Below are 24,565 nucleotides of genomic sequence, written 5' to 3'. Positions count from 1 at the left end.
ATAACTATATTCCTATAGGGATATACTACTCTTTCTTAGGTGACTTTCTACGCTTAGAAGGTTTATGAATCCGACTATCCTTGGCTTCATGCATATGGGCCCACTGTTGGCGTAATACACTCAACTGATCGCGCAACATAGCTGCCCGTTCAAATTCTAACCTCTTCGCCGCATCGCGCATATCCTGATTGACTTTTTCAATTTGATTATACAAATCCTCTGGTGATATATCTGGCAGTGCTACTCTATCAGATGCTTCATATGGCTCAGCATCCACTTGATCCGTATGTACCGTAGATGTGTCATGTGATTGTGCCTTCTGTTTTATTGGTTGTCCCAGTTTCGATGTACCATCTGCATAGGTTGCCTCTTCATCAAATTTAGTCAGTTCAATTAAATCTTTAACATCCTTACGAATGGAAGTAGGCACAATGCCATGTTCTTCATTATACGCCTCTTGTATATGACGGCGGCGTTCTGTTTCTGTCATCGCCCGTTTCATCGACCCCGTAACACGATCTGCATACATAATCACTCGCCCATGCTCATTACGAGCAGCGCGTCCAATCGTTTGAATCATAGCTGTATCGGACCGTAAAAAACCTTCCTTATCTGCATCTAAAATCGCCACGAGAGCCACTTCCGGCATATCAAGTCCTTCTCGCAATAAATTAATGCCTACTAGCACATCAAATACGCCTGCTCGCAAATCGCGAATGATATCAGCCCGTTCAATCGTGGCAATATCTGAATGAAGATAGCGAACACGAATATCCATTTCTTTTAAATAATCTGTTAAGTCTTCCGCCATTTTTTTAGTCAACGTAGTAATGAGAACCCGTTCATCACGTTTAACAGAAGCTTTAATTTCTCCTAACAAATCATCCATTTGCCCTTGTATCGGCCTAATCTCAATAGATGGATCTAATAATCCTGTAGGCCTAATAATTTGTTCCGCCACATTTGTTTCTACTTCCATTTCATAAGGTCCCGGCGTAGCCGATACATAGATAATTTGATTGATTCTCTGAACAAATTCATCAAATTTGAGAGGTCTATTATCGAGTGCCGAAGGCAATCTAAATCCATATTCAATGAGCGATTCTTTTCTAGCTCGATCCCCATTATACATAGCACGTATTTGAGGAACCGTTACATGCGATTCATCAACGATAATCAAAAAATCATCGGGGAAATAGTCAATTAATGTATACGGCGCATCACCAGCCTGTCGCGTTGACATATGGCGTGAATAATTTTCAATGCCCGAACAATAGCCCATTTCTTGCATCATTTCTATATCATAGCGTGTTCTCTGTTCTAATCGTTGTGCTTCTAATAGGCGATCGGCTTTTTTTAACATGGCGAGTTGTGCATCTAATTCATCTTCAATTCTTTGAATCGCCGTATGTAGCTTATCTTTCGTTGTTACATAATGCGATGCAGGATAGATAGCAATGTGCTTTCGTTCTGTAATGATGGCTCCTGTAAGTGCATCAATTTCTAAGAGTCGATCAATTTCATCACCAAACAGCTCTACACGCACGACTCGCTCACTATAGGCGGCGGGAAAAATCTCAATCGTATCCCCTTTTACACGGAACGTACCGCGCGTAAAATTGATATCATTGCGTGTATATTGAATATCTACCAGCTTATGTAAGATTTCCTCTCTACTTTTTTCTTGCCCCAACCGCAATGACAACACTAATTCGCTATAATCCTCTGGATTTCCTAACCCGTAAATGCAACTAACCGATGCGACAATAATCACATCTTGGCGTTCAAATAAACTCATAGTAGCACTATGGCGTAGTTTATCAATTTCATCATTAATGGAAGCATCTTTTTCAATATATGTATCACTAGATGGGATATACGCTTCTGGTTGATAAAAGTCATAGTAGGAAACGAAATATTCTACTGCATTATTGGGAAAGAAGCTTTTAAATTCACTGCATAGTTGAGCTGCTAATGTTTTATTATGCGCGATGATTAACGTAGGTTTTTGCACCGCTTCAATCACCTTTGCCATAGTATAGGTTTTACCCGTACCTGTAGCGCCTAATAACACTTGCGCCCAATCGCCACGATTGATGCCCTTCACCAATGAATCAATCGCCGCTGGCTGATCGCCCATGGGTTCAAAGGGTGCTACTACTTTAAAAGGATTGATTTTTTCTATATCTTGTTGATTCATACTATCCATCTTTATGTATATTTCTAATATACGCCAATTGTTCTTCTACCGTTGATGATGTTTGACTTTCATATTGCTGTCGTGTATCATCACCATCAAACACTTCTAAGAGAATGGCAATGGAAACTCGATCGAGTTTCTTGTGTATTTCTTCTTCAATTTGCTCGATTGAGTACCACTGTTTATCAGTATATCTGGCAAGGCGTTCACTAATCTCATGCCAATTACACAACAATAAGCGCGTCATCGGTCTATATAGGTTCACATCAAAATATTCAATGATGGCCACGATACGCTGAATGTTTTCATCAGTAATATGCCACTTATGATGTGTATTTTCTCGGCTCACATAGTCTAACAAAAAGGTGTGATTGATGGTATGTGTAGGTTGACTCATAGTAGTTACACCTTATCAAATAATGCGTTTGTAAAATCTTTTGCATTGAAAGGATGTAAATCATCCATACCTTCACCTACGCCAATCCATCGAACGGGTACGCCTAATTCTTCTTTAATAGAAATCACAACACCGCCTTTCGCAGTGCCATCAAGTTTCGTAACTACGATGCCGTTCACAGGGACCGCTTGCCCGAACAATTTAGCTTGACTTACCGCATTTTGACCCGTTGTACCGTCCAATACTAATAACGTCTGATGAGGAGCTCCTTCTACATGATGGCTGGCAACACGACCAATTTTTTTAAGTTCTTCCATCAAATTAACTTTTGTATGCAAGCGGCCAGCCGTATCTACAATCACGATGTCCGCATTACGAGCTAGGGCCGATTCCATCGCATCATAGACAACGGCAGCTGGATCTGCCCCCTCTTTATGTTTAATAACAGGAACACCTACTCGTTCTCCCCATACACATAATTGTTCCGCTGCGGCCGCACGAAATGTATCCGCTGCAGCAATAACAACTTTTTTCCCTTGTTTTGTATAGTAATGTGCTAGCTTAGCAATGGTAGTCGTTTTACCTACCCCATTAACGCCTACTACCAAAATAACTTCTGGATGATGTAGAGGTAATTCTTCTTCTTGACTATCTAATATTTCCGAAATGCGTGCTTCCATAAATGGCATAACATCACGAGTATCATTAATAATACCTTCTGTAACGCCACGGCGAATTTCTTTCATTAAATATTCCGTTGTCTTAACTCCTAGATCACCTGTCAACATAACAGCTTCTAAGTCATCTAAAAATTCATCGTCAATTTGTGCGTATCCAATAATCACATGTTCTACATTACTCACAAACTGTTTCCTTGTTTTTTCTAATCCTTCTTTTATACTATTCAAAAATCCAAATGCCATTATGTTAAATCCTCCTTAACATCTTCAAAGGCCACTGTTAACAATCGTGATATACCTTGTTCTACCATAGTAACACCTTGTAAGACTTCGGCTGCTTCCATCGTTGTTTTACGATGGGAAACAACGATAAATTGTGTTGCCTGATCCAATTGCCGCAAATACTGACTAAATCGTTCCACATTAGCTTCATCAAGTGCCGCATCCACTTCGTCCAATACGCAAAATGGAGCTGGCCGATAGAAAAGAAATGAGAATAATAAGGCAATCACCGTTAATGCCCGTTCTCCACCAGAAAGTAATGTCAATTGTTGCCGTTTTTTCCCTGGTGGCTGAATGTAAAAATCAATGCCGCTGGTCAAAATATTATCTGGATCCGTTTGTACAATTTGTGCTGTACCACCATTGAAAAGTTGACTAAACACACGTTGAAATTGCTCACCTACTACATGTAACACGTCCACTAGTTGCGTACTCATAGCCGTATCCATTTCAACAATAACATCTTCTAACTGATGTTTAGCTGTATCCAGATCATCCAACTGGGTTTGTAAAAAGTGATGTCTTTCCTTAGCTTCTTCAAATTCTTCTATGGCCGCTGGATTAATAGGTCCTAATTCTGTAATACGAGCCAATAAATCAGCTTGACTTGCTTTCCATTCACTAACCGATCCACTCATCGTAATCGCTTGTGCCTCTTCTAAGGTAAACCCTAATTCATCCAGCGATGCAACCGATCGTTCACAATCTAGCTTATAGCGCGTTAGGCGACTTTCCATGTCTAATAATTGTTGTTGCACGCGCTTATATCGTTTATCTAACGTCTGCTGCTTTTCTATCATCTCTTCCATAGAAGCTTGTCTATTGGTAGCCATAGTATAGGCATCTTGGCGTCCTATTGCCAATCGTTTCGTTTCAGAAGCTACTTGTTCTAATTGTTTTTGTAATTCTTCCATCTGTTGTGGCAATACCTCTATCATACGATGTTCTAAGGATGATACTTCGTTAGCTAAGGGTGCCATGCGATCTGCTAAAGAAACAAGAGTTTCTTCCTTTTGTTGCATTTCTTTCTCTCGATCATGTATCGTTTTTTCTAACGTTTCACAAGATATGCGCATCGTTGTAAATGATTCATAGGCTGATTGCTGTATAGCTTGTAATTCCTCTACCTTAGCCATCATCTGTTGCGACATGTCTTGCTCCCGATTAGAAGAGAGTATATCATCTATTTCACCTTGACAATGATCGACGGTTTCTTGCAATTGTTTGATTGTCTTAGTATATACCTTACATTTCTCGCGTTGTGCTTCTAAGGTTTCTTTGTTTCTCTTTCTCTGTTGCATCAACGTATCGATCTTTGTTTCACCCGATGTATATACTAAATGCAACTGTTGAAGTTTATCATCTATCTCTTTGCGGTCTTGTTGCAATGCCTCCTGTTCCCTTTCAGAAGCAGCTAGCGTTTCTACTAATTGTGCTTGCTGTTCTTGTAGGGATGTCATCGTTTGTTCTAAGTGACGCATTTCTTCTTTACGAGCCACCACGGATCCTTTTCTTTTTTTACTAGTACCGCCTGTTAAAGAACCACCGGGAGAAAATTGTTCCCCCGTTAAGGTGACAATTCGCAATTGTTGGTGATACTTTTTTTGAATCTCAATCGCTCGTGTCATAGAATCTACCACGAGAATACGTCCCAATAAATAGGTAAAAATGCCTCTGTATGCTTCATCAAAGTGAATACAATCAACGGCTAACCCTTTAACATCTTCTTCTTGTAACGCTTCTGTATGTATCACACGACCGTGCACCGTTTCCATAGGAAGCAATGTAATGCGTCCACCTTGTGTATCTTTTAGGTAGCGTACACAATCCGCCGCCACTGATGAGGAGGTAGTAACAATATGATTTATACTACCGCCTAATGCTATTTCAATCGCCATAGCATAGGATTCTTGCACCGTAAACAACTCGCCCACAGCACCTTTAACCTGATTTCTCCACGGTGCCGTTGCTTTTAAAATATTTTTAGTTCCTTCTACATAGCCTTCATGTTGTTCTTCCCATTGTGTCAATAATTCTAAACGACCTTCTATTTTTTGTAGCGTTCGCCGTATCGTTTGCAATTGTTGATTCATATCTTTCATACGGCTAGTCAGTTCTTTATCTTGTTCTATATAGCTGCTTCTATTTGCTTTACTCGACTCATATTGTTCTGTAATCTGTTCATGTTCCGCTCTCGCCTTAGTCAACTTAATTTCTAAGTCTTTCATTTCAGCTATTATATTTTTTTCTAATTCTTTACTTTCTTCGATACGAGTTACAAGCGATTTCATATCAGATTTATTCGTTTCCATAGCCGCCACAAGTTCAATGTGTTGTTGATGACGAGAATCTGATGTTTCTTGATATTGTCGTAGATTTTCTTGTGCTTCTTGCAAGGTAATAGACGCTTCTCGATACTTATTTTCCAGCATTACCGTCTCATTTTGCTGTCTTTCTAAGGTCTGTCGTTCATCGGTCAACATATGTTGTAAAATGAGAATTTGCTGTTCTTCTGCTTTTCTTGTAGCTTCTAATTCACTAATACGATGCTCACAATTCGTCTTATCTCGTTCTACCGTTTTACATTGTTCCTCTAGTAACTTACGTTCTCCCGCTAAGCGTGCTTCTTCTCGTTGCTGAGAGGCAAACGATGCTTCCCATTCTTTCAGTTGCTCCTGCCCCCGACTCATCTCACTTTGTAAGTCTTGTCGATCCGCATCTAGCCGCGTTTTTTCTGCTTCTAATTCATTTATTTCTGCAATATATGATAAATTATCATTTTCAAACCGTGTGTATAAGCGATCTGCGGTCTTGTAATTATGAAATGCGAGTGCTCCATCAATCAATCGTTTTTCGCGGCTCCAAGCCATGTATTGTCTTGTCTTGTCTGCCTTTTCACGTAATGGATCCAATTGTTCTTCTAAGGTAATCAGAATATCTTGTATCCGTTCCATATTCCGTTCAGTCCCATGAATCCGTCGCAATGCATCTTCTTTATTAAGTTTAAATCTAGATATGCCGGCTACATCTTCAAAAATAAGTCGTCTTTCTTCTGGTTTACTATTTAAAATAGCATCAATCCGATTCTGACCAATAATCGCCATGGAATCTTTCCCCAAACCAGTATCGGCCAACAATAAGTGAATATCTTTTAGTCGACAAGCTCGTTTATTAATAAAAAATTCACTTTCTCCTGTACGATAAATACGCCTACACAGAGCGACTTCTGCCAGTTCTTCACCCAATTGCCCATCTGTATTATCAAATACTAGTGTTACTTCCGCTGCACCTAGGGACCGCCGTCGTTCAGTACCAGAAAAAATAATATCTTCTGCTTTCTGACCGCGTAAATTTCTAATATTTGATTCTCCTAGTACCCAGCGTATGGCATCGGTAATATTACTTTTACCGCTACCATTAGGGCCTACAATGGCAGTCATGCCTGGTGAAAATGTGACTACAGTTTTATCAGCAAAGGATTTAAACCCTTTCATCTCTAACCGCAGAAGTTGCATACCCTACCATTCCTCCAAATCAATCTTATTATAATGAATACTTTCTATCCTTTAATTATAGCATAAAACGATGCAATATATAGGTACTCCCATCAATCGTACAGGTAATCATACGATCCAAGTGACACACATCTGTTTCTCGCCACACCCATTGTACGGTTGGATATTTGGCTTGTAATTCTATCATATTCTTCCGTCCTACACCACGAACTTGCGATGTCAATCGACTCGGATACCCGATAGTAATAGTACGTGGTCTATCATTATATACCTCCATATACTGGTCTATACATTGTAACAGTCTCTCTTTCCATTGCTGATTAATCACTAATTCACCCATGGCTGGTTCATAGGGTCCTGCTACTAAATGAGTTCCTGCATCCAAGTCTTCCGTGCTTTGTAATCCTGTTCTAATTACTCGAATGTGATGCATTTCAAACCAAGACTTTAAAAAAGCACTATAGGCCACTGCTTCTTTTATAGATAGTGGTGTATAGGATCCTGCTCTATACATATCTGCCAATTCTGTATGTTCAATGACTAACACGGGATATATTCTCACAAAATCTGGTTGTAATGCGGAAATGGCAACGGCTGTACGAATGAGCGTAGTCCACGTTTCTCCAGGTAGTCCTGGTAATAATTGCAATCCTACTTGAAATCCTCGTTGCCGTAGCCGTTGTACTGCCTCTTTTACTTGTTCACTCGTATGCCCACGTTTTGACCGTACTAATATCTCATCATCCATCGACTGTACACCTAGTTCGACAGTCCTCAATCCATGCATATATAAAAAATCAAGTTCTTCATCATCTACTGCATCAGGACGGGTAGAGCAACGAATGGCATCAATCAAGCCTTCTTTCCAAGCAGCGTATGCAGGTGTTAACAATTCTTTTTGTATCGACCGCGGAATGGCAGAAAAACTCCCTCCGAAAAAGGCCACTTCCCAATGCGTATCCGTCTTTATTGATGTGACATATTCTTCTATCACTTGTGCGATCATAGACGCCTTAACTGGCATAGATTGTCCTGTAATATGAGGCTGATTGCAAAACACACAAATGTATGGACATCCAATATGAGGAATAAAAAACGGAATAATTTTATGCTTATTTTTCTTATTTCTTACACTATTCTTTTCTACTATAGGTTGACTCCTATCAAAGTCCTTTACTATATCTTTCATTATCGACTACTACTTTCATAATTCATCTATCCCCTATCTATACACTGATCCCTATATCGCTACACGCCATATAGAGCATCTAGCCTAATAGAGGCCTACAATAAAAAATGAGGTAACATGATACGTATGCCACCTCATATATTTTCTCTATACTATTGTACTTATTCTATGAAATATCCATAATATACATGCAAATTGTATGATTTACTACTATATGGTTGAGTTTTTTATATGCTCTAATGCTTCTTGTGCTGCATGTTGCTCAGCTTCTTTTTTATTTTTACCAGATCCACTACCGTAAGAAATGCCATCAATGCACACTTCCATTAGAAATACTTTATCATGATCCGGTCCTGATTCTCCAACTAGGGAATACTGAATATGTTTCTCCCCATCTTGTTGTACAAATTCTTGCAATAATGTTTTGAAATCTTTTCCTAAATTGCCTAATATGGCTTGTTTAATATATCCTTGCAAATGACTCAAAACAAACTCGGTAGCTACTTTATAGGATGTGTGTAAATATAAGGCCCCAACTACAGATTCAAAGGTATCTGCTAATATAGAGGCCCGTTGTCTGCCACCAGACGTAGCTTCCCCTTTTCCTAACAACAAATACTCGCCAAAGCCTAGAGCACCACTACAAGATGCTAGTGATGACTCACAAACAATAGCCGCTTTTGTTTTTGTTAGTTCACCCTCAGTCATTTGAGGATATGTTTTAAACAAGTATTCTCCAATAATTAAATCAAGTACCGCATCTCCTAAGAATTCAAGCCGTTCATTATGTTGAACTGACCGTTCCTTATGTTCATTCGCATAAGACGTATGAGTAAACGCTCGATCCAATAAACCAACATCTGTAACAGGAAGATTCAAACGCACTACAAGCTCATGAAGAGCAGCTTCACGAGCTCGAGCTATCATCGCCTTATGGTTTCTCCGGGCCTTCAATTAGTCCTCATAGCGACGTACACAAAGTGTCGCATTATGACCACCAAATCCGAAAGAATTTGAAAGAGCACAGGTTACTTCTAAATCACGAGCACCTTCTGTTACATAATCTAAGTCTAATTCAGGATCTGGATTTTCTAAATTGATAGTAGGATGTACTTTGCCTGTTTCAATTGCCATAGCAACTACTACAGTTTCAATTGCGCCAGCAGCACCTAGTAAATGACCAGTCATAGATTTAGTAGAGTTAACCGCGATATGGTACGCATGGTCACCAAATAAATCTTTAATAGCTAATGTTTCATTCTTATCATTCAAACCAGTAGATGTGCCGTGTGCGTTAATATAGTTAACATCTTCAAGTGCTATTCCCGCATCTTTGATGGCCATAGCCATACATTTTTTAGCTTGCACTCCGCCTGGTGCTGGTGCTGTAATGTGATAAGCATCTGCATTGCTACCATAGCCAACCACTTCCGCATAAATATGAGCGCCTCGTGCTTTTGCATGTTCTAATTCTTCAAGAACTACGATACCAGAACCTTCCCCCATAACAAATCCATCACGATCTGCTGAGAATGGACGAGATGCTTTTTCTGGTTCATCATTACGTGTTGACATGGCTTTCATAGAAGCAAAGCCAGCTACAGCGCCTTCTTCCACAGCTGCTTCTGTACCACCAGCTATCATAATATCTGCATCACCATAGGCAATGACACGGAATGCATCACCAATCGAGTTAGTACCTGATGCACAAGCAGTTACATCGGTAATACATGGACCGTTTAATCCCAAGCGAATGGATACACGACCAGAAACCATATTGGCAATCATCATTGGTACCGCAAATGGACTAACACGACTTGGTCCTTTATCAAATAATGTTTTATATACTTCATGAATGGAGTTAATACCGCCAATACCAGTACCCACAACGGTACCACAACGATCGCGGTCTTCTCGTTCTAAATCAAGTCCTGCATCTTCAACAGCCATAACCGCAGCACCAACAGCCAATGCTGTGCAACGGTCCATTCGACGAGCTTCTTTTTTATCAATGCCATAGTCAGTGACATCAAAATCTTTAACTTCCCCTGCAATTTGTGTCGCAAAATTTGTCGGATCAAATCGAGTAATGCGACCAATGCCAGATTTACCAGCTAATAGAGCATTATAAAATGCTTCTTTACCATTACCTACAGGTGTAATTGCACCTAAACCAGTAATTACAACGCGTTTTTTCACTTCTTCCACCTCTTAATTAGGAATTATTGCCATATATTAATCAATTTCAGCAACTTCTTTTAATAATTTTGCAAAAATATCTTTCACTGATAATATTTTCTCTACTTTACGCATATTATTACCAGAAAATACTAGACCCGTTTCAACATCACCTTGTTGTGCACGAGATAAAGCACGAATAATACAAAATTTATGTGAACAATGTTTTAAACAGTTATCGCACACTGTAGGTGGCGGTACTGTACCATCTAAAACAGATTGAGCAAATTTATTGTTAATGGCTTGTCCAGGTAATCCCACAGGACTCTGAATTAACACTATATCTTCTGGTTCTGTAGCACGTACATACATCTTTTTTAATTCATCCGATGCATTACATTCTTCACTAGCAGCAAAACGACTACCCATTTGTACACCGTTTGCTCCCAATTTCATCATTTCTACAATGTCTTTACCTTCTAGTACGCCACCAGCACCAATAACTGGAATTTTTTTCACTGCTGCCACTACTTCTGGCACAATATCTCTTGAGGAGCGGTCAGTACCTAAATGACCACCCGCTTCGCTGCCCTCTACAATCACTGCAGAAGCACCCAATCCTTCAGAAATTCTTGCCAATTTAGCAGAGGAAACAATTGGCACAATTGGTGTACCAGATTCTCTACCCATTGCAAACATATCTCTGGAGAAGCCTGCACCAGCTACTACCAAATCAATGCCTTCTTCGATGGCGGTTTTAACGAGCCCTGCAAATTGAGTGGCTGCTACCATCGCATTTATACCAATAATCCCCGTAGGTGATAATTTTCTAGCTAATTGTATTTCATATCGTAATTCATCAAACGGCATACCAGATGCCGCAATAAGGCCAATACCGCCTTCATTAGCAACAGCTGCTGCCAAGCGAGCTGTAGATAATCTAATCGCCATACCGCCTTGAATAATAGGCACTTTCGCAATTAAATTACCAATGCGAAGTTCAGGGAGCTTCACTATCAATTCCTCCTGTTAACTAAACCTTTTGGGAGGCCGAAACCTCCCATCCAGTATATGAGTAAGCTACTAAGCTTATTTAGCAGAATCAATGTATTCTACTGTATCTTTAACGGTTTTAATTTTTTCAGCAACATCATCAGGGATTTCAACGTTGAATTCTTCTTCAAATGCCATAATTAATTCAACGATATCCAAGGAGTCAGCGCCTAAATCATCGATAAATGTAGAATCTATTGTAACTTCAGCTTCATCAACGCCTAATTGTTCCACAACGATCGCTTTAACTTTATCAAAAGTGTTCATTGGTGGTTCACCTCCTTTCAAATAGGAATGTATCTATATGATGGAATTACATAACCATGCCACCATCAACATTAATCACTTGTCCAGTTACATAGCCTGCTAAGTCACTGGCAAGGAATATGACTACATTAGCCACTTCATCGGCTTCAGCCATGCGTTTTAATGGAATTTCATGAATCATAGCTTCACGTACTTTATCAGATAATACGTCTGTCATATCAGTATGAATAAAACCCGGTGCAATAGCGTTTACACGAATACCACGTGACGCCATTTCTTTCGCACAGGCTTTTGTAAATCCAATAACGCCTGCTTTAGAAGCAGCATAATTAGTCTGCCCCGCATTACCCATGACGCCAACTACTGATGTCATATTGACAATCGAACCGGAGCGTTGTTTCATCATGATCTTAGAAACTGCTTTAGTAACTAAATAAACACCTTTCAAATTAATATCGATAACATCGTCAAAATCTTCATCTTTCATACGCATAAGCAAGCCGTCACGAGTAATTCCTGCATTGTTTACGAGTATATCAATATGGCCAAACTCTGTATGACCCATTTCAACCATAGCTGCTACTTCTTCAGGATTCGCCACATTAGCCTTAATCATAAGTGCCTTGCGTCCTAGTGCTGTAATCGCATCCACTGTTTCTTGAGCAGCTTCTACATTCCCACTATAGTTGACAATCACATCGGCTCCATTTCTAGCCATACCAATGGCTACGGCACGACCTATACCACGAGATGCTCCTGTAACAAGAGCTACTTTACCTTCTAAATGCATTTTATCGAACCCCTTCTAAAAATTCAAGAGTTTTATCTAATGATGCAATATCTTCCACATTGGATAGTTGCATAGCTTTATTAATTTTCTTAGTGAAACCAGTTAACACCTTGCCTGGTCCTACTTCTACGAACACTTCCACACCATAGTTAACCATCTGCATTACACAATCTTCCCACAATACAGGATGTGCAGCTTGCACTACCAAAGACTTCTTAATATCAGCGCCTTTTGTCAAAATAGAGGCTGTCACATTAGCCACAACAGGTATCTGTGCATCATGTATTGTAATTGTATTTAATTCTTCTTCTAAACGAAGTGCTGCTGGTTCCATTAATCGACTATGGAATGGTGCACTGACTGGTAGAATAACGGCGCGTTTAGCACCGGCAGCTTTCATTTTTTCTGCTGCTATTTCTACAGCTTTCGTTGCGCCCGCAATAACAATTTGACCAGGGCAATTAAAGTTAACTGCTTGTACCGATCCTACTGTTGCATCAACTTCAGCACATATAGCAATAACTTTTTCCCGAGGCAATGCTAAAATTGCAGCCATGGAACCTTCTCCTAATGGTACCGCTTCCTGCATATATTGACCACGTTTATGAACTAAATATACGGCATCTTTAAAATCTAGTACGCCTGCTGCTACTAGGGCACTATATTCGCCCAAGCTATGTCCCCCGACAATATCAGGTGTATAGCCTTTCTCTTTTAACACTTCATAACAGGCTACACTCGCTGTTAAAATAGCTGGTTGTGTATTAGCAGTCTTCACAAGTTCTGTGTCCGGTCCTTCAAAGCATAGCTTTGTAATAGAATAACCTAATGCTTCATCAGCTTCTTCAAATCGTTGTTTTACAATCGGATACGCATTATATAAGTCCTGCATCATACCAACTTTTTGGGATCCCTGTCCTGGAAACACAAATGCTGTTTTCATAATATAACTCCTTTATAGCGATTATCGTATTAATGATTGTGCCTTAGAAAGAACCATTTCTGTTTCTCTCATAATATCTTGAATAATTGCCTTACATGGTTTAATATCTTGCAACATGCCAGAAATTTGACCAATCATCACAGAACCATCTTTAACATTGCCATCAATAGCCGCTGCGCGAAGTGTGCCTGTTCCCAAATTTTCTAATGCTTCTTTAGGCGCACCACTGAATTCTAAGCTTTGATATTGATGTGCTAAGGCATTTTGTAAAATACGTACAGGATGACCTGTTGTTAATCCGGTAACAATGGTAGAACGATCTTTTGCTTTCAACACGGCTTCTTTATAGTTACTATGAGCAATACATTCTTCTGAAAGTACAAAACGCGTTCCCATTTGTACAGCTTGAGCACCAATTGTCAAAGCTGCTGCCATACCTCGTCCATCAGCAATACCGCCAGCTGCTATAACAGGTACATTCACTGCATCTAATACTTGTGGTAACAAACACATAGTGGTAATTTCTCCTACGTGTCCGCCCGATTCAGTACCTTCTGCAATAACTGCATCAATACCACCACGCAACAAACGCTTTGCTAATAGAGGCGATGCCACAACAGGTATAACTTTACTACCAATATCTTTTAAAGCTGGTACATAGGTACTCGGATTGCCTGCACCAGTAGTTACTACTGGAACTCGTTCATCCAATACAACTTGCATAACTTCCTTTACAAAAGGGGACATCAACATGATGTTACAACCAAATGGTTTGCTCGTACGTTCTTTTAATTTATGGATTTCATTACGAAACACGTCAGGAGGCATATGACCGGCACCGATAATGCCAAGACCACCTGCTTCAGAGACAGCTGCTGCTAATTCCGCTGTGCCAATCCAAGCCATACCGCCTTGCAATATAGGATATTCTATTTGTAATAAATCACAAATATCAGTTTTAATCATTATTGTTCCTCCTTAACACCATTTCATAACTAAACTAGCCCATGTTAATCCAGCACCAAAGCCAGCTAATGCCACATTATCACCTGTTTTTATTAATCCACTCCGTACCGCTTCGTCAAGAGCAATCCCCACCGATGCGCCAGATGTATTTCCATACTTAGGCAAATTTACAAATACCTTATCTGCTGGTAATTTTAGTTTGTGCGCAGCAGAGTCGATAATTCGTTTATTCGCTTGATGTGGAATAAAATAATCAAGTTCTTCCAATGCCATCCCTGCTTTATCTAACGACGTCAACACTGTTTTTCCCATTGTTTTAACGGCAAATTTATAAACTTCAGGGCCTTCCATATGAATAAACGTTAAGCCTTCCTCAATTCGTTGATCATTAGGCATCAGTTTAGTACCACTTGAAGGGATGCATAAAGCCATACCACCAGCGCCATCAGCACCAAAATCGACGCCTTTAATTCCATAGCCTTCATCAACAGCAGATACCACCGCAGCACCAGCGCCATCACCAAAGAGAACGCATGTACTTCGATCTTTCCAATTCACTACACGCGATAGAATTTCGGCACCAATGATCAATACATTTTTACAAACGCCTGTATTGATATAACTAGCAGCTGTAATCAATCCATATACAAAGCCAGAACATGCTGCATGTAAATCATAGGCAGCCGCTTTTGTAGCTCCTAAATTAGCCTGTACTAAACAAGCACAAGAAGGAATCGACATGTCACTCGTCAGTGTAGCTACAATAATCATATCTAAATCGTCCGCTGTCATATGGGCACGTTCTAACGCACGCTTTGCAGCCTCTGTAGCCATATCCGATGTATTCATTCCTTCAGGAGCAATACGTCGTTCTTTAATGCCTGTACGTGTACGAATCCATTCATCCGTCGTATCTACCATTTTTTCTAAATCAAAATTTGTCACTACATTATCAGGCACAAAATGGCCCGTTCCTATAATGCCAATTGATTTACTCAGCATACTCATTATCATTTGCTCCTTCTTTACCGATACGATCAGCGATATGCTCAATAATTTTACGTTTTACTAAATCATTACCAATCGTTATAGCCGTTTTAATTTCTTTCGCTTTCGAACTACCATGAGAGATTAGGAAAACGCCATTAACGCCTAACAAAGGAGCTCCGCCATTTTCTGTATAATCTAATCGTTTCGCTAGTTTTTTTAAAGCCGGCTTAACCATCAATGCGCCCAATTTAGCAAAAATACCACCAGACATAATAGCATCTTTAATCAATTCCACACATTGCGTAATTAAGCCTTCTGCAAATTTAAGGACTACATTTCCCACAAAGCCATCGCATACAACTACATCAACAGTGCCTTTTGGAATGTCCCGTCCTTCCACATTGCCATAGAAATTAATACTCTTCATATTTTCTAACACAGGATAGGTACTTAACACCACATCATTGCCTTTAGTAGATTCTTCTCCTATATTTAATAGTCCTACAGTGGGATTATCTTTACCAAGCAATAATTTAGCATATTCGGTACCCATAATAGCCCCTTGAATTAAATGTTTAGGTTTGCTATTCGCATTAGCACCAGAATCTAACATAACGGTAATGCCCTTCCTCGTAGGAATCGGTGTAGCAATTGTAGGTCTATCAATGCCTTTAATGCGTCCTAATCCAAACAGTGCTGCTGCTACAGCAGCTCCAGTACTTCCAGGTGCCACCACCGCATCACACACTTTATTTTTAACCAACGATGTAGCCACTACTATTGAAGAATCTTTTTTCTTACGCAATGCGACTCCAGGATGCTCGTCCATTTCTATAACTTCGCTAGCATGATGTACTGACAATCTGCTATTATTTCGTTCGCCTTCTGCTTCTAAGATTTCGAAAATCTGTTTTTCATTCCCCACGAGGACCACATGAATATCATCCTGTTCACTCACTGCTGCAATAGCACCTCGTACGGTTTCTAAGGGTGCAAAATCTCCACCCATTGCATCTACTGCTATTTTCATATTCTTACACCTTAATTTCTACGGACTCCATAATAAATTTAGCTCTAAAGACTTCTTTCACTCGATTTTTAATGGTAACCCATATAAAGTATTTAGTACCTCGTCGCCGAACCACTTCTGCTTTAGCTACTAAATTACAATTTGCTTTCACAAGCGTTTTTTGCTTAATATTACCTACGCCTGCTACAGCAGATGGCACTCCCATTACCACTTTAGCCAACGAATTAGCCTGAGCAAACAAGTATTGAGGATCAATATAGCCTGATTGATCTAGCATACTGTCTGTTGTTCTTAATATGGATAATCCTTGTTCGCCTTCTATCAAGTCTACAAGATCACCAACCACTTCTGCATGGTTAGCCAACGTTGAACCGACGGTATGTTCCTGAGCCATAGCTTTAATCCGCTCACGCAATTCGGGAATCCCTAATTCCAATCGGTCCAAACGAATTGTTGGCACACTGACGTTAAATGTATTTGCTAACTCTTCATCTGTAACAAAAGGCACTGTATTTAGTTTTTCAATTAACAGCTGTTGTCGCTCTTGTTTTTTTAACCGACTCATGAGACCACCTTTTATGACCTAGTAATAATACTTCCTACTTACTATAACAAAATTTTGAGAATAAGGCAAGTCACAAGAATTGTACTATAATAAATTTTTTATATCTCTAAATTAATAAAAGAATATAATACGTATCAACAAGTTTTTATTTAAGCCTATCAAAAAATTGGACTTATATATAGTCTACCTCAATCTATATGTAAATTAATTTAACTTTTCTTTTCACTTACTAGATACTATTTTACTTTTATAATTTTTAATATTTTCTATATATTTCAGTAAGATATACATTGATCATGCCCTATTAATAATCAATATAACAAAATCTAGACATATTCCTCATATTAAAATATAATTATCTGTAAATGATAAAAATTATCATTATTTAATTCTATTTCCAATACTCACAGGAGCCTATTATGAATCAGCAAATGCTTTGTTTAGCTATCCTCACCTTTTTTTTAGGCCTTTGTTCTCTATATTATCAAAATATAAGTCATTCTAATTCTCAGAGCAAAACAAATGCAACTACAATTACGACTATTTCGGACAACTATAATGGATCCATTACAGTTAATATTCCTACTAAACGTATAGTGGCTATTTCTTCATCAGATAGTGAATTATTGCTTGCTTTAGGTATCGAACCTGTAGGACTAGTTAACTCTAAAGAATTACCTAATTCTGTGCAAAAAGAAATTAATAAGCGAAATGTCATGAATACGGCTATAACTCCCAATATAGAAAAAATTATCCAATCAGATCCAGATTTATTACTAGGAGTTAACCTTCCATTTCAAACAGCAGCAAAACCCATTTTTCAAGCCAACAATATTCCTACTATCTTCCATGTGTCTAATAGTTTAAATGACAGTTTTAATCATATTCTCACCGTAGGATACATAACGGGATATACGGAAAAAGCACAATCATTAGTTACGCATTATCAGAAAGTTTTAAAGAATATTCAGAGTAAACACAAAGATACACCAAAGAAAAAAATAATAATTGTTTTTGGTAGCCCTACTAGTTATCAATTAGCAACATCTAATACATATATAGGTGATTTATTTAAGCAAATTGGTGCCGAAAATGTGGCTGATCAATTTATACTCAATAAAAATAAACCCTCCCAATCCAACGATATCATGTCTGGATTCATTCCTTTAAACTTAGAAACGATGGCATTATTAGATTGTGATGAAGTGTATCTAGTTGTTTACGGGAACTCTAAACAGGAAATTGACAACTTTAAAAATGCATTTCGCACTCCTGCGTGGAATAATATTCCAGCAGTTCAAAAAGGAAATTTCAAAGTACTCCCAAGCAACTTATTTACATTTGTTACAACCGCAAGAATGGATGAAGTAATGTGGGCAGCAGAAAAGGTATTGTATGAAAAATAATAATATATATGACACTAAAAGATCTAAGAAAAAACAATCTTATAAAAAGAGGGCTACTTGCTATGTTGACTATGGCCTTAGCACAAAGAAAACTTCTGTACTTATGTTTCCTATATTAATTTTTCTTTTTATGCTAGGCTTAATTTTAAGTATAAAATTAGGTGCTATTTCTATTTCATGGACCGATCTATATAACATAATAATATATGGAGATTCTCCAAAAACTGCACAGGTTCTCTATAATATACGACTACCTCGCATCATTATCGGATTTTTAACAGGCATGAATTTAGCATTAGCAGGATGTATTTTACAAGGTATTTTAAGAAACCCACTTGCTGATCCAGGAATCATTGGAATTACTTCGGGCGCTGGTTTAGCTGCTATGGTTATTATGATTCTATTTCCTTCTTTTGTATCCTTAGTCCCCATAGGTGCTTTTTTAGGTGCTATACTAGCAGCTTTTTTAGTATATGGTATTTCTTGGCAAGGTGGTTTAAATCCATTACGCTTAATTTTAGCTGGTGTTGCAGTCGCCACATTTTTAGGGGGATTTAATACAATTCTAGCTGTATTTTTCCCGGATCGTATTCAGGGTACTGTTAGTTGGATGGCTGGTGGTTTTGTAGGCCGAAGTTGGAATGATATTTGGCTAATCTTACCCTATACTATTATTGGTATTATTGCTTCTATGTTCTCTATTCAATCATTAACGCTACTAAATCTTGGTGACGAAGTATCAAAAACATTAGGGTTACATGTGGAGCGTGCTAGGCTCATATTGCTCATATTAGCAGGACTGTTATCCGCCTCTGCAGTCAGTGTGGCTGGAATGCTAGGATTTGTTGGGTTAATTGTCCCACATGTAACGAGATTACTAGTTGGTTCAGACTATCGTTATCTTTTACCCACCACTACAATATTAGGCGGTGTATTAATTATTTTTGCTGATACTTTTGCAAGATTAATCATGCCTCCTGCAGAAATTCCAGTTGGCATATTAATGAGTTTTCTAGGGGCCCCCTTTTTCTTATATTTACTAAAAGGAGTAGGAAAACGATGAGTACAAAACTAGAAATTAACGAACTAATTGCTACCTACAACAAAAAAGTAGTACTCCAGAATTTAACACTAACATTTACTAAGCCAGAAATCGTTTCAATTATTGGTCCTAACGGTTCAGGAAAATCCACTCTTTTAAAATCAATGGCACGGTTACTAAAACCTCACAGTGGTACTGTCTTACTGGACGAAAGAGACATTTATCGAGAATCTTCTAAACAAGTAGCAAGAAAAATTGCATTGCTACCACAAATAACACTAGCACCTGAAGATATGACAGTAGAGCAATTAGTAACCATGGGACGCAATCCATATAAACCCTTTTTCAAAAATATAAATGATGCAGATATAGAGATTATCTATAATGCCATGCGTGCAACAGATGTATTTCAGTATCGCCACACTCCTCTATACTCATTATCTGGTGGCGAACGACAAAGAGTATGGCTAGCCCTAAGTTTAGCTCAAGAACCTCAGATACTGTTACTAGATGAACCTACTACATATTTAGATGGATATCATCAACTAGCACTAATGAAACTAATCGAATCAACCTATAAAAAGAGAAACATTTCCATTATCATGGTCTTACACGACTTAAACTTAGCATGTAAATATAGTCATCGCATTATTGCTATCAAGGATGGCACAATCGTTGGAGATGGTCCTCCCTCCACACTCATAACAGAAGATGCCATTGCCAAGTGGTTTGGGTTGCGAGTAGATATTCTATGGCGACAGCAAAAAGATATATCCTATCCAGTTTGTATTCCTTATGAAATTATATAAATTGCCTATCCAAATCAGGTATTTACAAACTATAAAAAAATCTTCTTATAATATAATCTATCTCGAAAGTATACCATAAGGTGACAACTATATAATAAGCATTACTATCAACTATACTAATAAGTATTTAACAAAACAAGATTAAAGTATGTAGTATATATAGAAAATTGCAATATTGTAAGTATTCACTATCACAGTTCCAATCTATGTTTATAAGTATAGACATTCCATAACTTATTTTTCTATCATAGAAAGGATGTAAAAAATGAATTATTTATCTTATAAGTCTAAAAAAAGAATACTTCACGCTGGCATTTTTATGGCCCTTGGTACTTCCATTTGTTATACATCTTCAGTATCTGCTATGGATAGTGTTACACCAAACAACCATCAATTAAATAGTATTGTTGTAACCGCTAATAGAACAGAACAATTAGCCAAAATCGTTCCGCAAGCTGTAGAAACAATCGACCAAGAGAAAATTCATACATTTTCAGCCACCGACGTAAGGCAAGCATTACGTATGGCTGATAACATTAGTGTCACAAAAGCAGGGATGACCGGTAATCAAGTAATGATTCGTGGACTTGACACCAGGCATACGCTACTATTAGTAGATGGTAAACGTATTGCTGGCGAAGATAGCGGCTCTACCACCAATGTATACGCCTTGAATCGCAATAATATAGATATCATTGATCGCATCGAAATTGTACGTGGACCTTCCAGTTCTCTCTATGGTTCAGATGCAATGGGTGGTGTTATTAATATAATCACTAAAATCCCACATACAGAACAAACGCGGTTTAATATTTCTACCGGGTCAGACAATCAGAATCTAGCGTTTGGTTATACTACAGGAAAGGTTGGACCTTGGCAACTTTCTTTCAATACGCGTCTGACTAATGTTAGACCTCAAAAACATGATGCATCTGGAGAAGTAGAAGAAGCACATGGACCTATGAAAACAATCAAAGTATTTGAAGGTTATGATCAACATTATTTTGGACAACAACGTTATTATAATCTAGATCTCATTTATGACTTACAAAACACTAATAAAAATAAGTTGCGAGTTGGATATAATTATTTTACAGAGCGAATGAAAACCACATTTGCTGACGTTAAAACAAAATCTACCAACAAATACTCTAAGAAGAATTACGCTAATATCTTCCATAATAATGGTTATAGTTTTGATGTCACTTATACAGGAAAAACTAAAAATAACGATTATCAGATTCAAACTTATTTTAATCAAATGGATAAAGAAACTAAATATACGAATGATATAAAAAAAGATATTTTCTATCCTAACGATATTGATTATGCCAATTATTATACTTGGGCTTTAGAAGGAAAAAATACATCCTATGTAAACGATAAGCATACGATTACTGCAGGTGGAAATATTCAAACTAGTACTTACAAAGGTACCCGTGTTTCAAAAATACGAGGCTTGCTAAAAAAACATACTATTACTACATTAGCAGCCTATATTGAAGATATGTGGCACATTAACTCTAAATTATTTGTGACTCCATCTGTTCGTTTTGATTACAATAGTCAATTTGGTAGCAACGCTACCTCCAAATTAGGCATCACATATACTATAACTCCTCACACGCGATTCAAAGCAAATTATGGCTATGGCTATAAGGCTCCAAGCATTAGTGAACTATATATGAATTGGGATCATGGATTTGTTACTATTCTTGGAAACGAAAATTTAAATCCTGAAAAATCTCGTAGCTTTGATTTCAGCATTGAAGAAGATCGTGGGAAAAGCTTTGGTAAGATTACCTATTACAACAATTTAATAACTAATCTAATCGCAGCACAACCAGACTCTTCTTCTGCTCATCCTTCAACAGGAATGCCTCACGGGGCTCCAAGTCACTCTTCCTCCGCTCCTGTGTCTTCTCCAGCAGTAATGCCTCATGTTACTCCAAATCAACCTTCCTCACCTGCTCGTCCTCCAATGAGACGGCCTCATCTTGTTTATCAATATCAAAATATTGAAAAAGCTCAAATAAACGGCTTAGAATTTATGGTTGGTCGCCACTTAAATCCACATTGGACCATAAAATTCACTCATAACTTTATTGACGCTATCAATAAAAATACGCACGAGCGACTAGATAACCGTGTACGTCATCTAACAAAAATTATGCTAGAGTACGATAATCTAAAAAAACAAGGAACACATGCCGTATTGTGGAATGAAATCTATAGCAACTATATTTATAACAATAATCAATATAGCTATAATACCTTAAATCTATCCGTATACAAAAAATTCAATACTAATTTTTCTATGTATGCTGGCATTGATAATATCTTAAACAAAAAAGTGAAAGATATTTATTTAGATGGATATCAATGGAATATTGGTGCTGAATGGAAGTTCTGATAAAACATCCGTATTAGAAAAATTGACTCAATCCACACATTCTTTCTATAAATCTTGAAATTACTAGCTATCTTCATCAATAGAATCTCTTACGATCTATTATCAGTTGATATGTTCCTACTAATCTTCCCACTTGATAAATAGTACACAGGGTTAATAGATAAATCATATAAAAATCTATTAATTAAAATACATATATCTCATACCCATACATCAATAATAAAAAAATACTAATCTCATTTACAAAACATACAAAAGCCTACCTGGTGCAATGCACCAAGTAGGCTTTTTATTAGAATTGTTTCACAAGTCGTAGAGATTGCTTATTTGTAGTTTATACAATAAAAATGGTCGAATCACACTATGCTGTCCAATCCAATCATATAAATGCATTATATATTCAAAGTCACAATGATAAAGTACCATGAATATTTATTATCTATCGCTAACTTTCTTCAGTTATCAAGTATAACATATTTTTCTCTTTCTCATATGTTGAATATATTTTACTGTAAAATCCAATTTCATTAAAATGTAATAAAACTATGTAAAATAACTTAATGTCATCCATTCCCCAAAGTATAACGAATGTGCATGCTGTGAAAATGCTACTTTCATAATTCTCTGGTACCTTATAGAGTAACGAGAAGTACTATGATTTATACAATGATAGTATGCAAAAAATCCTTGTAAGCACTATGCTTACAAGGATTATACATATCGGCGTATTACGCTTTAGCAACTACTTGAGTTCCTTTATAATAGCCACATGTAGGGCAAACTCGATGAGGCATCATTGGTTCGTGGCATTGTGGACAAGCTACGTAACCAGGAGCTTCCAATTTCCAGTTAGCACGACGACGGTCGCGACGGCATTTTGATAATCTACGTTTTGGTACTGCCATTATCTGCACCTCCTTAACATAATCATTAGGTTAAATTAATCATCATCTGTATCAAGCAATGTTCGTAACACTGCCAATCGAGGATCTACCACAAAGGATTCACAAGAACAAGGTGAAACATTTAAATTTGCTCCGCAATGAACGCACAATCCTTTGCAATCATCCTGACATAACACTTGAGAGGGTTCATTGATGATTAATGTATCCCGTATGAGTTCTGTTAAATCAATGCATTCTCCATCAAATGAAGTGGCCTCTACATCAGTACTAATATCTCTTGTTTCTTTTGAAAAAGGAACAAATACTTCTTCATAAGGAACTGTAGCTCTATGTTCCACCGGCGTTAAACAGCGAGTGCATTCATAAGTGCCAACAGTGCCTACTGTACCAGTAACAATATAGTTCTGACCATCATACCAAAACTCACCACTAATGGTTATATCATGACCGCTCCAAGGAAAAGCAGTTACATCCCCAAGCTCAGTAGCTGGTTCTGTATAACTATAAGGAAATTTCTTTCCCATATGTTCTTTTGCTTGCTCTACTTGCAGTTTCATAATTTTTACCTCGACTATGATATTATATCGATTAAGCGTCTATTTGTCAATATACGCCATTAAAAAGCTGCTAGAGAAAATCTCTAGCAGCTTTTTCGATTACATTTCTTCAAATTGATCTTTGCCAACCCCGCATAATGGGCAAACATAATCATCTGGTTGATCTTCAAAAGCCATACCTTCTACTTCTGGATCATATACCCAACCACATACGACACATACGTACTTTTTCATAATAGGAACTCCCTTCATCCATATAACATATCCCAAAGATACTTATCTAAGTATTTTTATAAACTATTTACTATCTAACCTTAGTATAACAATAATATCGAAATTTTCCAATACTTTATACATATATTTATATGAATTTGAATATGCCTTTTAC

22 protein-coding genes are annotated in these 24,565 nt (G+C 37.8%); 4 read left to right on the top strand and 18 right to left on the bottom strand.

The window, feature by feature from the left end:
- Positions 1-25: 25 nt before the first annotated feature.
- From uvrB to fapR, 15 genes are all read right to left on the bottom strand, one after another.
- On the bottom strand, positions 26-2,200 hold the full coding sequence (gene uvrB / locus P6940_RS06075; RefSeq protein ID WP_423839120.1) for an excinuclease ABC subunit UvrB: 2,175 nt from the start codon (positions 2,198-2,200) through the stop codon (positions 26-28).
- Between the two features lies 1 nt (position 2,201).
- Positions 2,202-2,597 (bottom strand): hypothetical protein, encoded by a 396-nt coding sequence (locus tag P6940_RS06070; RefSeq protein WP_277293480.1) that lies wholly within the window; start codon positions 2,595-2,597, stop codon positions 2,202-2,204.
- A 5-nt stretch (positions 2,598-2,602) separates the two neighbouring features.
- The gene (ftsY, locus tag P6940_RS06065; RefSeq protein WP_038152399.1) at positions 2,603-3,520 is read right to left on the bottom strand and encodes a signal recognition particle-docking protein FtsY; all 918 of its coding nucleotides are present in this window, start codon (positions 3,518-3,520) and stop codon (positions 2,603-2,605) included.
- Positions 3,520-7,074, bottom strand: a complete 3,555-nt coding sequence (gene smc / locus P6940_RS06060) for a chromosome segregation protein SMC (RefSeq protein ID WP_277293479.1) — start codon at positions 7,072-7,074, stop codon at positions 3,520-3,522. The genes ftsY and smc overlap by 1 nt, the downstream gene beginning before the upstream one ends.
- Before the next feature lie 55 nt (positions 7,075-7,129).
- Positions 7,130-8,263 (bottom strand): elongator complex protein 3, encoded by a 1,134-nt coding sequence (locus tag P6940_RS06055; protein WP_277293478.1) that lies wholly within the window; start codon positions 8,261-8,263, stop codon positions 7,130-7,132.
- Between the two features lie 210 nt (positions 8,264-8,473).
- The gene (gene rnc, locus P6940_RS06050; protein WP_277293496.1) at positions 8,474-9,190 is read right to left on the bottom strand and encodes a ribonuclease III; all 717 of its coding nucleotides are present in this window, start codon (positions 9,188-9,190) and stop codon (positions 8,474-8,476) included.
- Positions 9,191-9,217: 27 nt separating this feature from the next.
- Positions 9,218-10,462 carry a beta-ketoacyl-ACP synthase II gene (gene fabF / locus P6940_RS06045; protein WP_277293477.1) on the bottom strand — a complete coding sequence of 415 codons (1,245 nt, stop codon included), beginning with the start codon at positions 10,460-10,462 and terminating at the stop codon, positions 9,218-9,220.
- 36 nt (positions 10,463-10,498) lie between these two features.
- Positions 10,499-11,455, bottom strand: coding sequence for an NAD(P)H-dependent flavin oxidoreductase (locus P6940_RS06040; protein ID WP_028257487.1), 957 nt, complete (start codon positions 11,453-11,455; stop codon positions 10,499-10,501).
- A gap of 75 nt (positions 11,456-11,530) precedes the next feature.
- Entirely contained in the window at positions 11,531-11,761 is a 231-nt protein-coding gene (locus tag P6940_RS06035; RefSeq protein ID WP_004693441.1) for an acyl carrier protein, read from the bottom strand.
- Positions 11,762-11,807: 46 nt separating this feature from the next.
- Complete coding sequence (gene fabG / locus P6940_RS06030; protein WP_028257486.1) at positions 11,808-12,551, bottom strand: 3-oxoacyl-[acyl-carrier-protein] reductase; 744 nt, start codon at positions 12,549-12,551, stop codon at positions 11,808-11,810.
- A 1-nt stretch (position 12,552) separates the two neighbouring features.
- Entirely contained in the window at positions 12,553-13,494 is a 942-nt protein-coding gene (gene fabD / locus P6940_RS06025) for an ACP S-malonyltransferase (protein WP_028257485.1), read from the bottom strand.
- 21 nt (positions 13,495-13,515) lie between these two features.
- Positions 13,516-14,460 (bottom strand): enoyl-[acyl-carrier-protein] reductase FabK, encoded by a 945-nt coding sequence (fabK, locus tag P6940_RS06020; RefSeq protein WP_028257484.1) that lies wholly within the window; start codon positions 14,458-14,460, stop codon positions 13,516-13,518.
- A 12-nt stretch (positions 14,461-14,472) separates the two neighbouring features.
- A complete protein-coding gene (locus P6940_RS06015; RefSeq protein ID WP_277293476.1) occupies positions 14,473-15,468 on the bottom strand; it encodes a beta-ketoacyl-ACP synthase III in 996 nt (331 codons plus the stop codon).
- On the bottom strand, positions 15,452-16,480 hold the full coding sequence (gene plsX / locus P6940_RS06010) for a phosphate acyltransferase PlsX (RefSeq protein ID WP_028257482.1): 1,029 nt from the start codon (positions 16,478-16,480) through the stop codon (positions 15,452-15,454). The genes P6940_RS06015 and plsX overlap by 17 nt, the downstream gene beginning before the upstream one ends.
- Before the next feature lie 4 nt (positions 16,481-16,484).
- Complete coding sequence (fapR, locus tag P6940_RS06005; protein WP_028257481.1) at positions 16,485-17,045, bottom strand: transcription factor FapR; 561 nt, start codon at positions 17,043-17,045, stop codon at positions 16,485-16,487.
- Between the two features lie 419 nt (positions 17,046-17,464).
- Between fapR and P6940_RS06000 the strand changes: the two genes are divergently transcribed.
- The 4 genes from P6940_RS06000 (at position 17,465) to P6940_RS05985 (ending at position 22,715) form a co-directional block, all read left to right on the top strand.
- Positions 17,465-18,451, top strand: coding sequence for an ABC transporter substrate-binding protein (locus P6940_RS06000; protein WP_051212053.1), 987 nt, complete (start codon positions 17,465-17,467; stop codon positions 18,449-18,451).
- Complete coding sequence (locus P6940_RS05995) at positions 18,441-19,514, top strand: FecCD family ABC transporter permease (RefSeq protein ID WP_081658389.1); 1,074 nt, start codon at positions 18,441-18,443, stop codon at positions 19,512-19,514. The genes P6940_RS06000 and P6940_RS05995 overlap by 11 nt, the downstream gene beginning before the upstream one ends.
- Positions 19,511-20,302: an ABC transporter ATP-binding protein gene (locus P6940_RS05990; protein WP_028257480.1), complete on the top strand. Its 792-nt coding sequence runs from the start codon at positions 19,511-19,513 to the stop codon at positions 20,300-20,302. The genes P6940_RS05995 and P6940_RS05990 overlap by 4 nt, the downstream gene beginning before the upstream one ends.
- 265 nt (positions 20,303-20,567) lie before the next feature.
- Positions 20,568-22,715, top strand: coding sequence for a TonB-dependent receptor plug domain-containing protein (locus P6940_RS05985; protein WP_277288265.1), 2,148 nt, complete (start codon positions 20,568-20,570; stop codon positions 22,713-22,715).
- Positions 22,716-23,443: 728 nt separating this feature from the next.
- On the opposite strand, the gene rpmF is transcribed toward P6940_RS05985, so the two are convergent.
- From rpmF to P6940_RS05970, 3 genes are all read right to left on the bottom strand, one after another.
- Positions 23,444-23,620, bottom strand: a complete 177-nt coding sequence (gene rpmF / locus P6940_RS05980) for a 50S ribosomal protein L32 (RefSeq protein WP_028257478.1) — start codon at positions 23,618-23,620, stop codon at positions 23,444-23,446.
- Between the two features lie 35 nt (positions 23,621-23,655).
- On the bottom strand, positions 23,656-24,177 hold the full coding sequence (locus tag P6940_RS05975) for a YceD family protein (RefSeq protein ID WP_277288266.1): 522 nt from the start codon (positions 24,175-24,177) through the stop codon (positions 23,656-23,658).
- A 99-nt stretch (positions 24,178-24,276) separates the two neighbouring features.
- Positions 24,277-24,411, bottom strand: a complete 135-nt coding sequence (locus P6940_RS05970) for a rubredoxin (protein ID WP_028257476.1) — start codon at positions 24,409-24,411, stop codon at positions 24,277-24,279.
- Between the last annotated feature and the right edge of the window lie 154 nt (positions 24,412-24,565).

Source organism: Veillonella montpellierensis (assembly GCF_947090115.1).
In the GTDB taxonomy this organism is placed as follows: domain Bacteria; phylum Bacillota; class Negativicutes; order Veillonellales; family Veillonellaceae; genus Veillonella; species Veillonella montpellierensis.
Note: the sequence above shows the minus strand (reverse complement) of the source record. Positions and strands in the feature narration are given on the sequence as shown.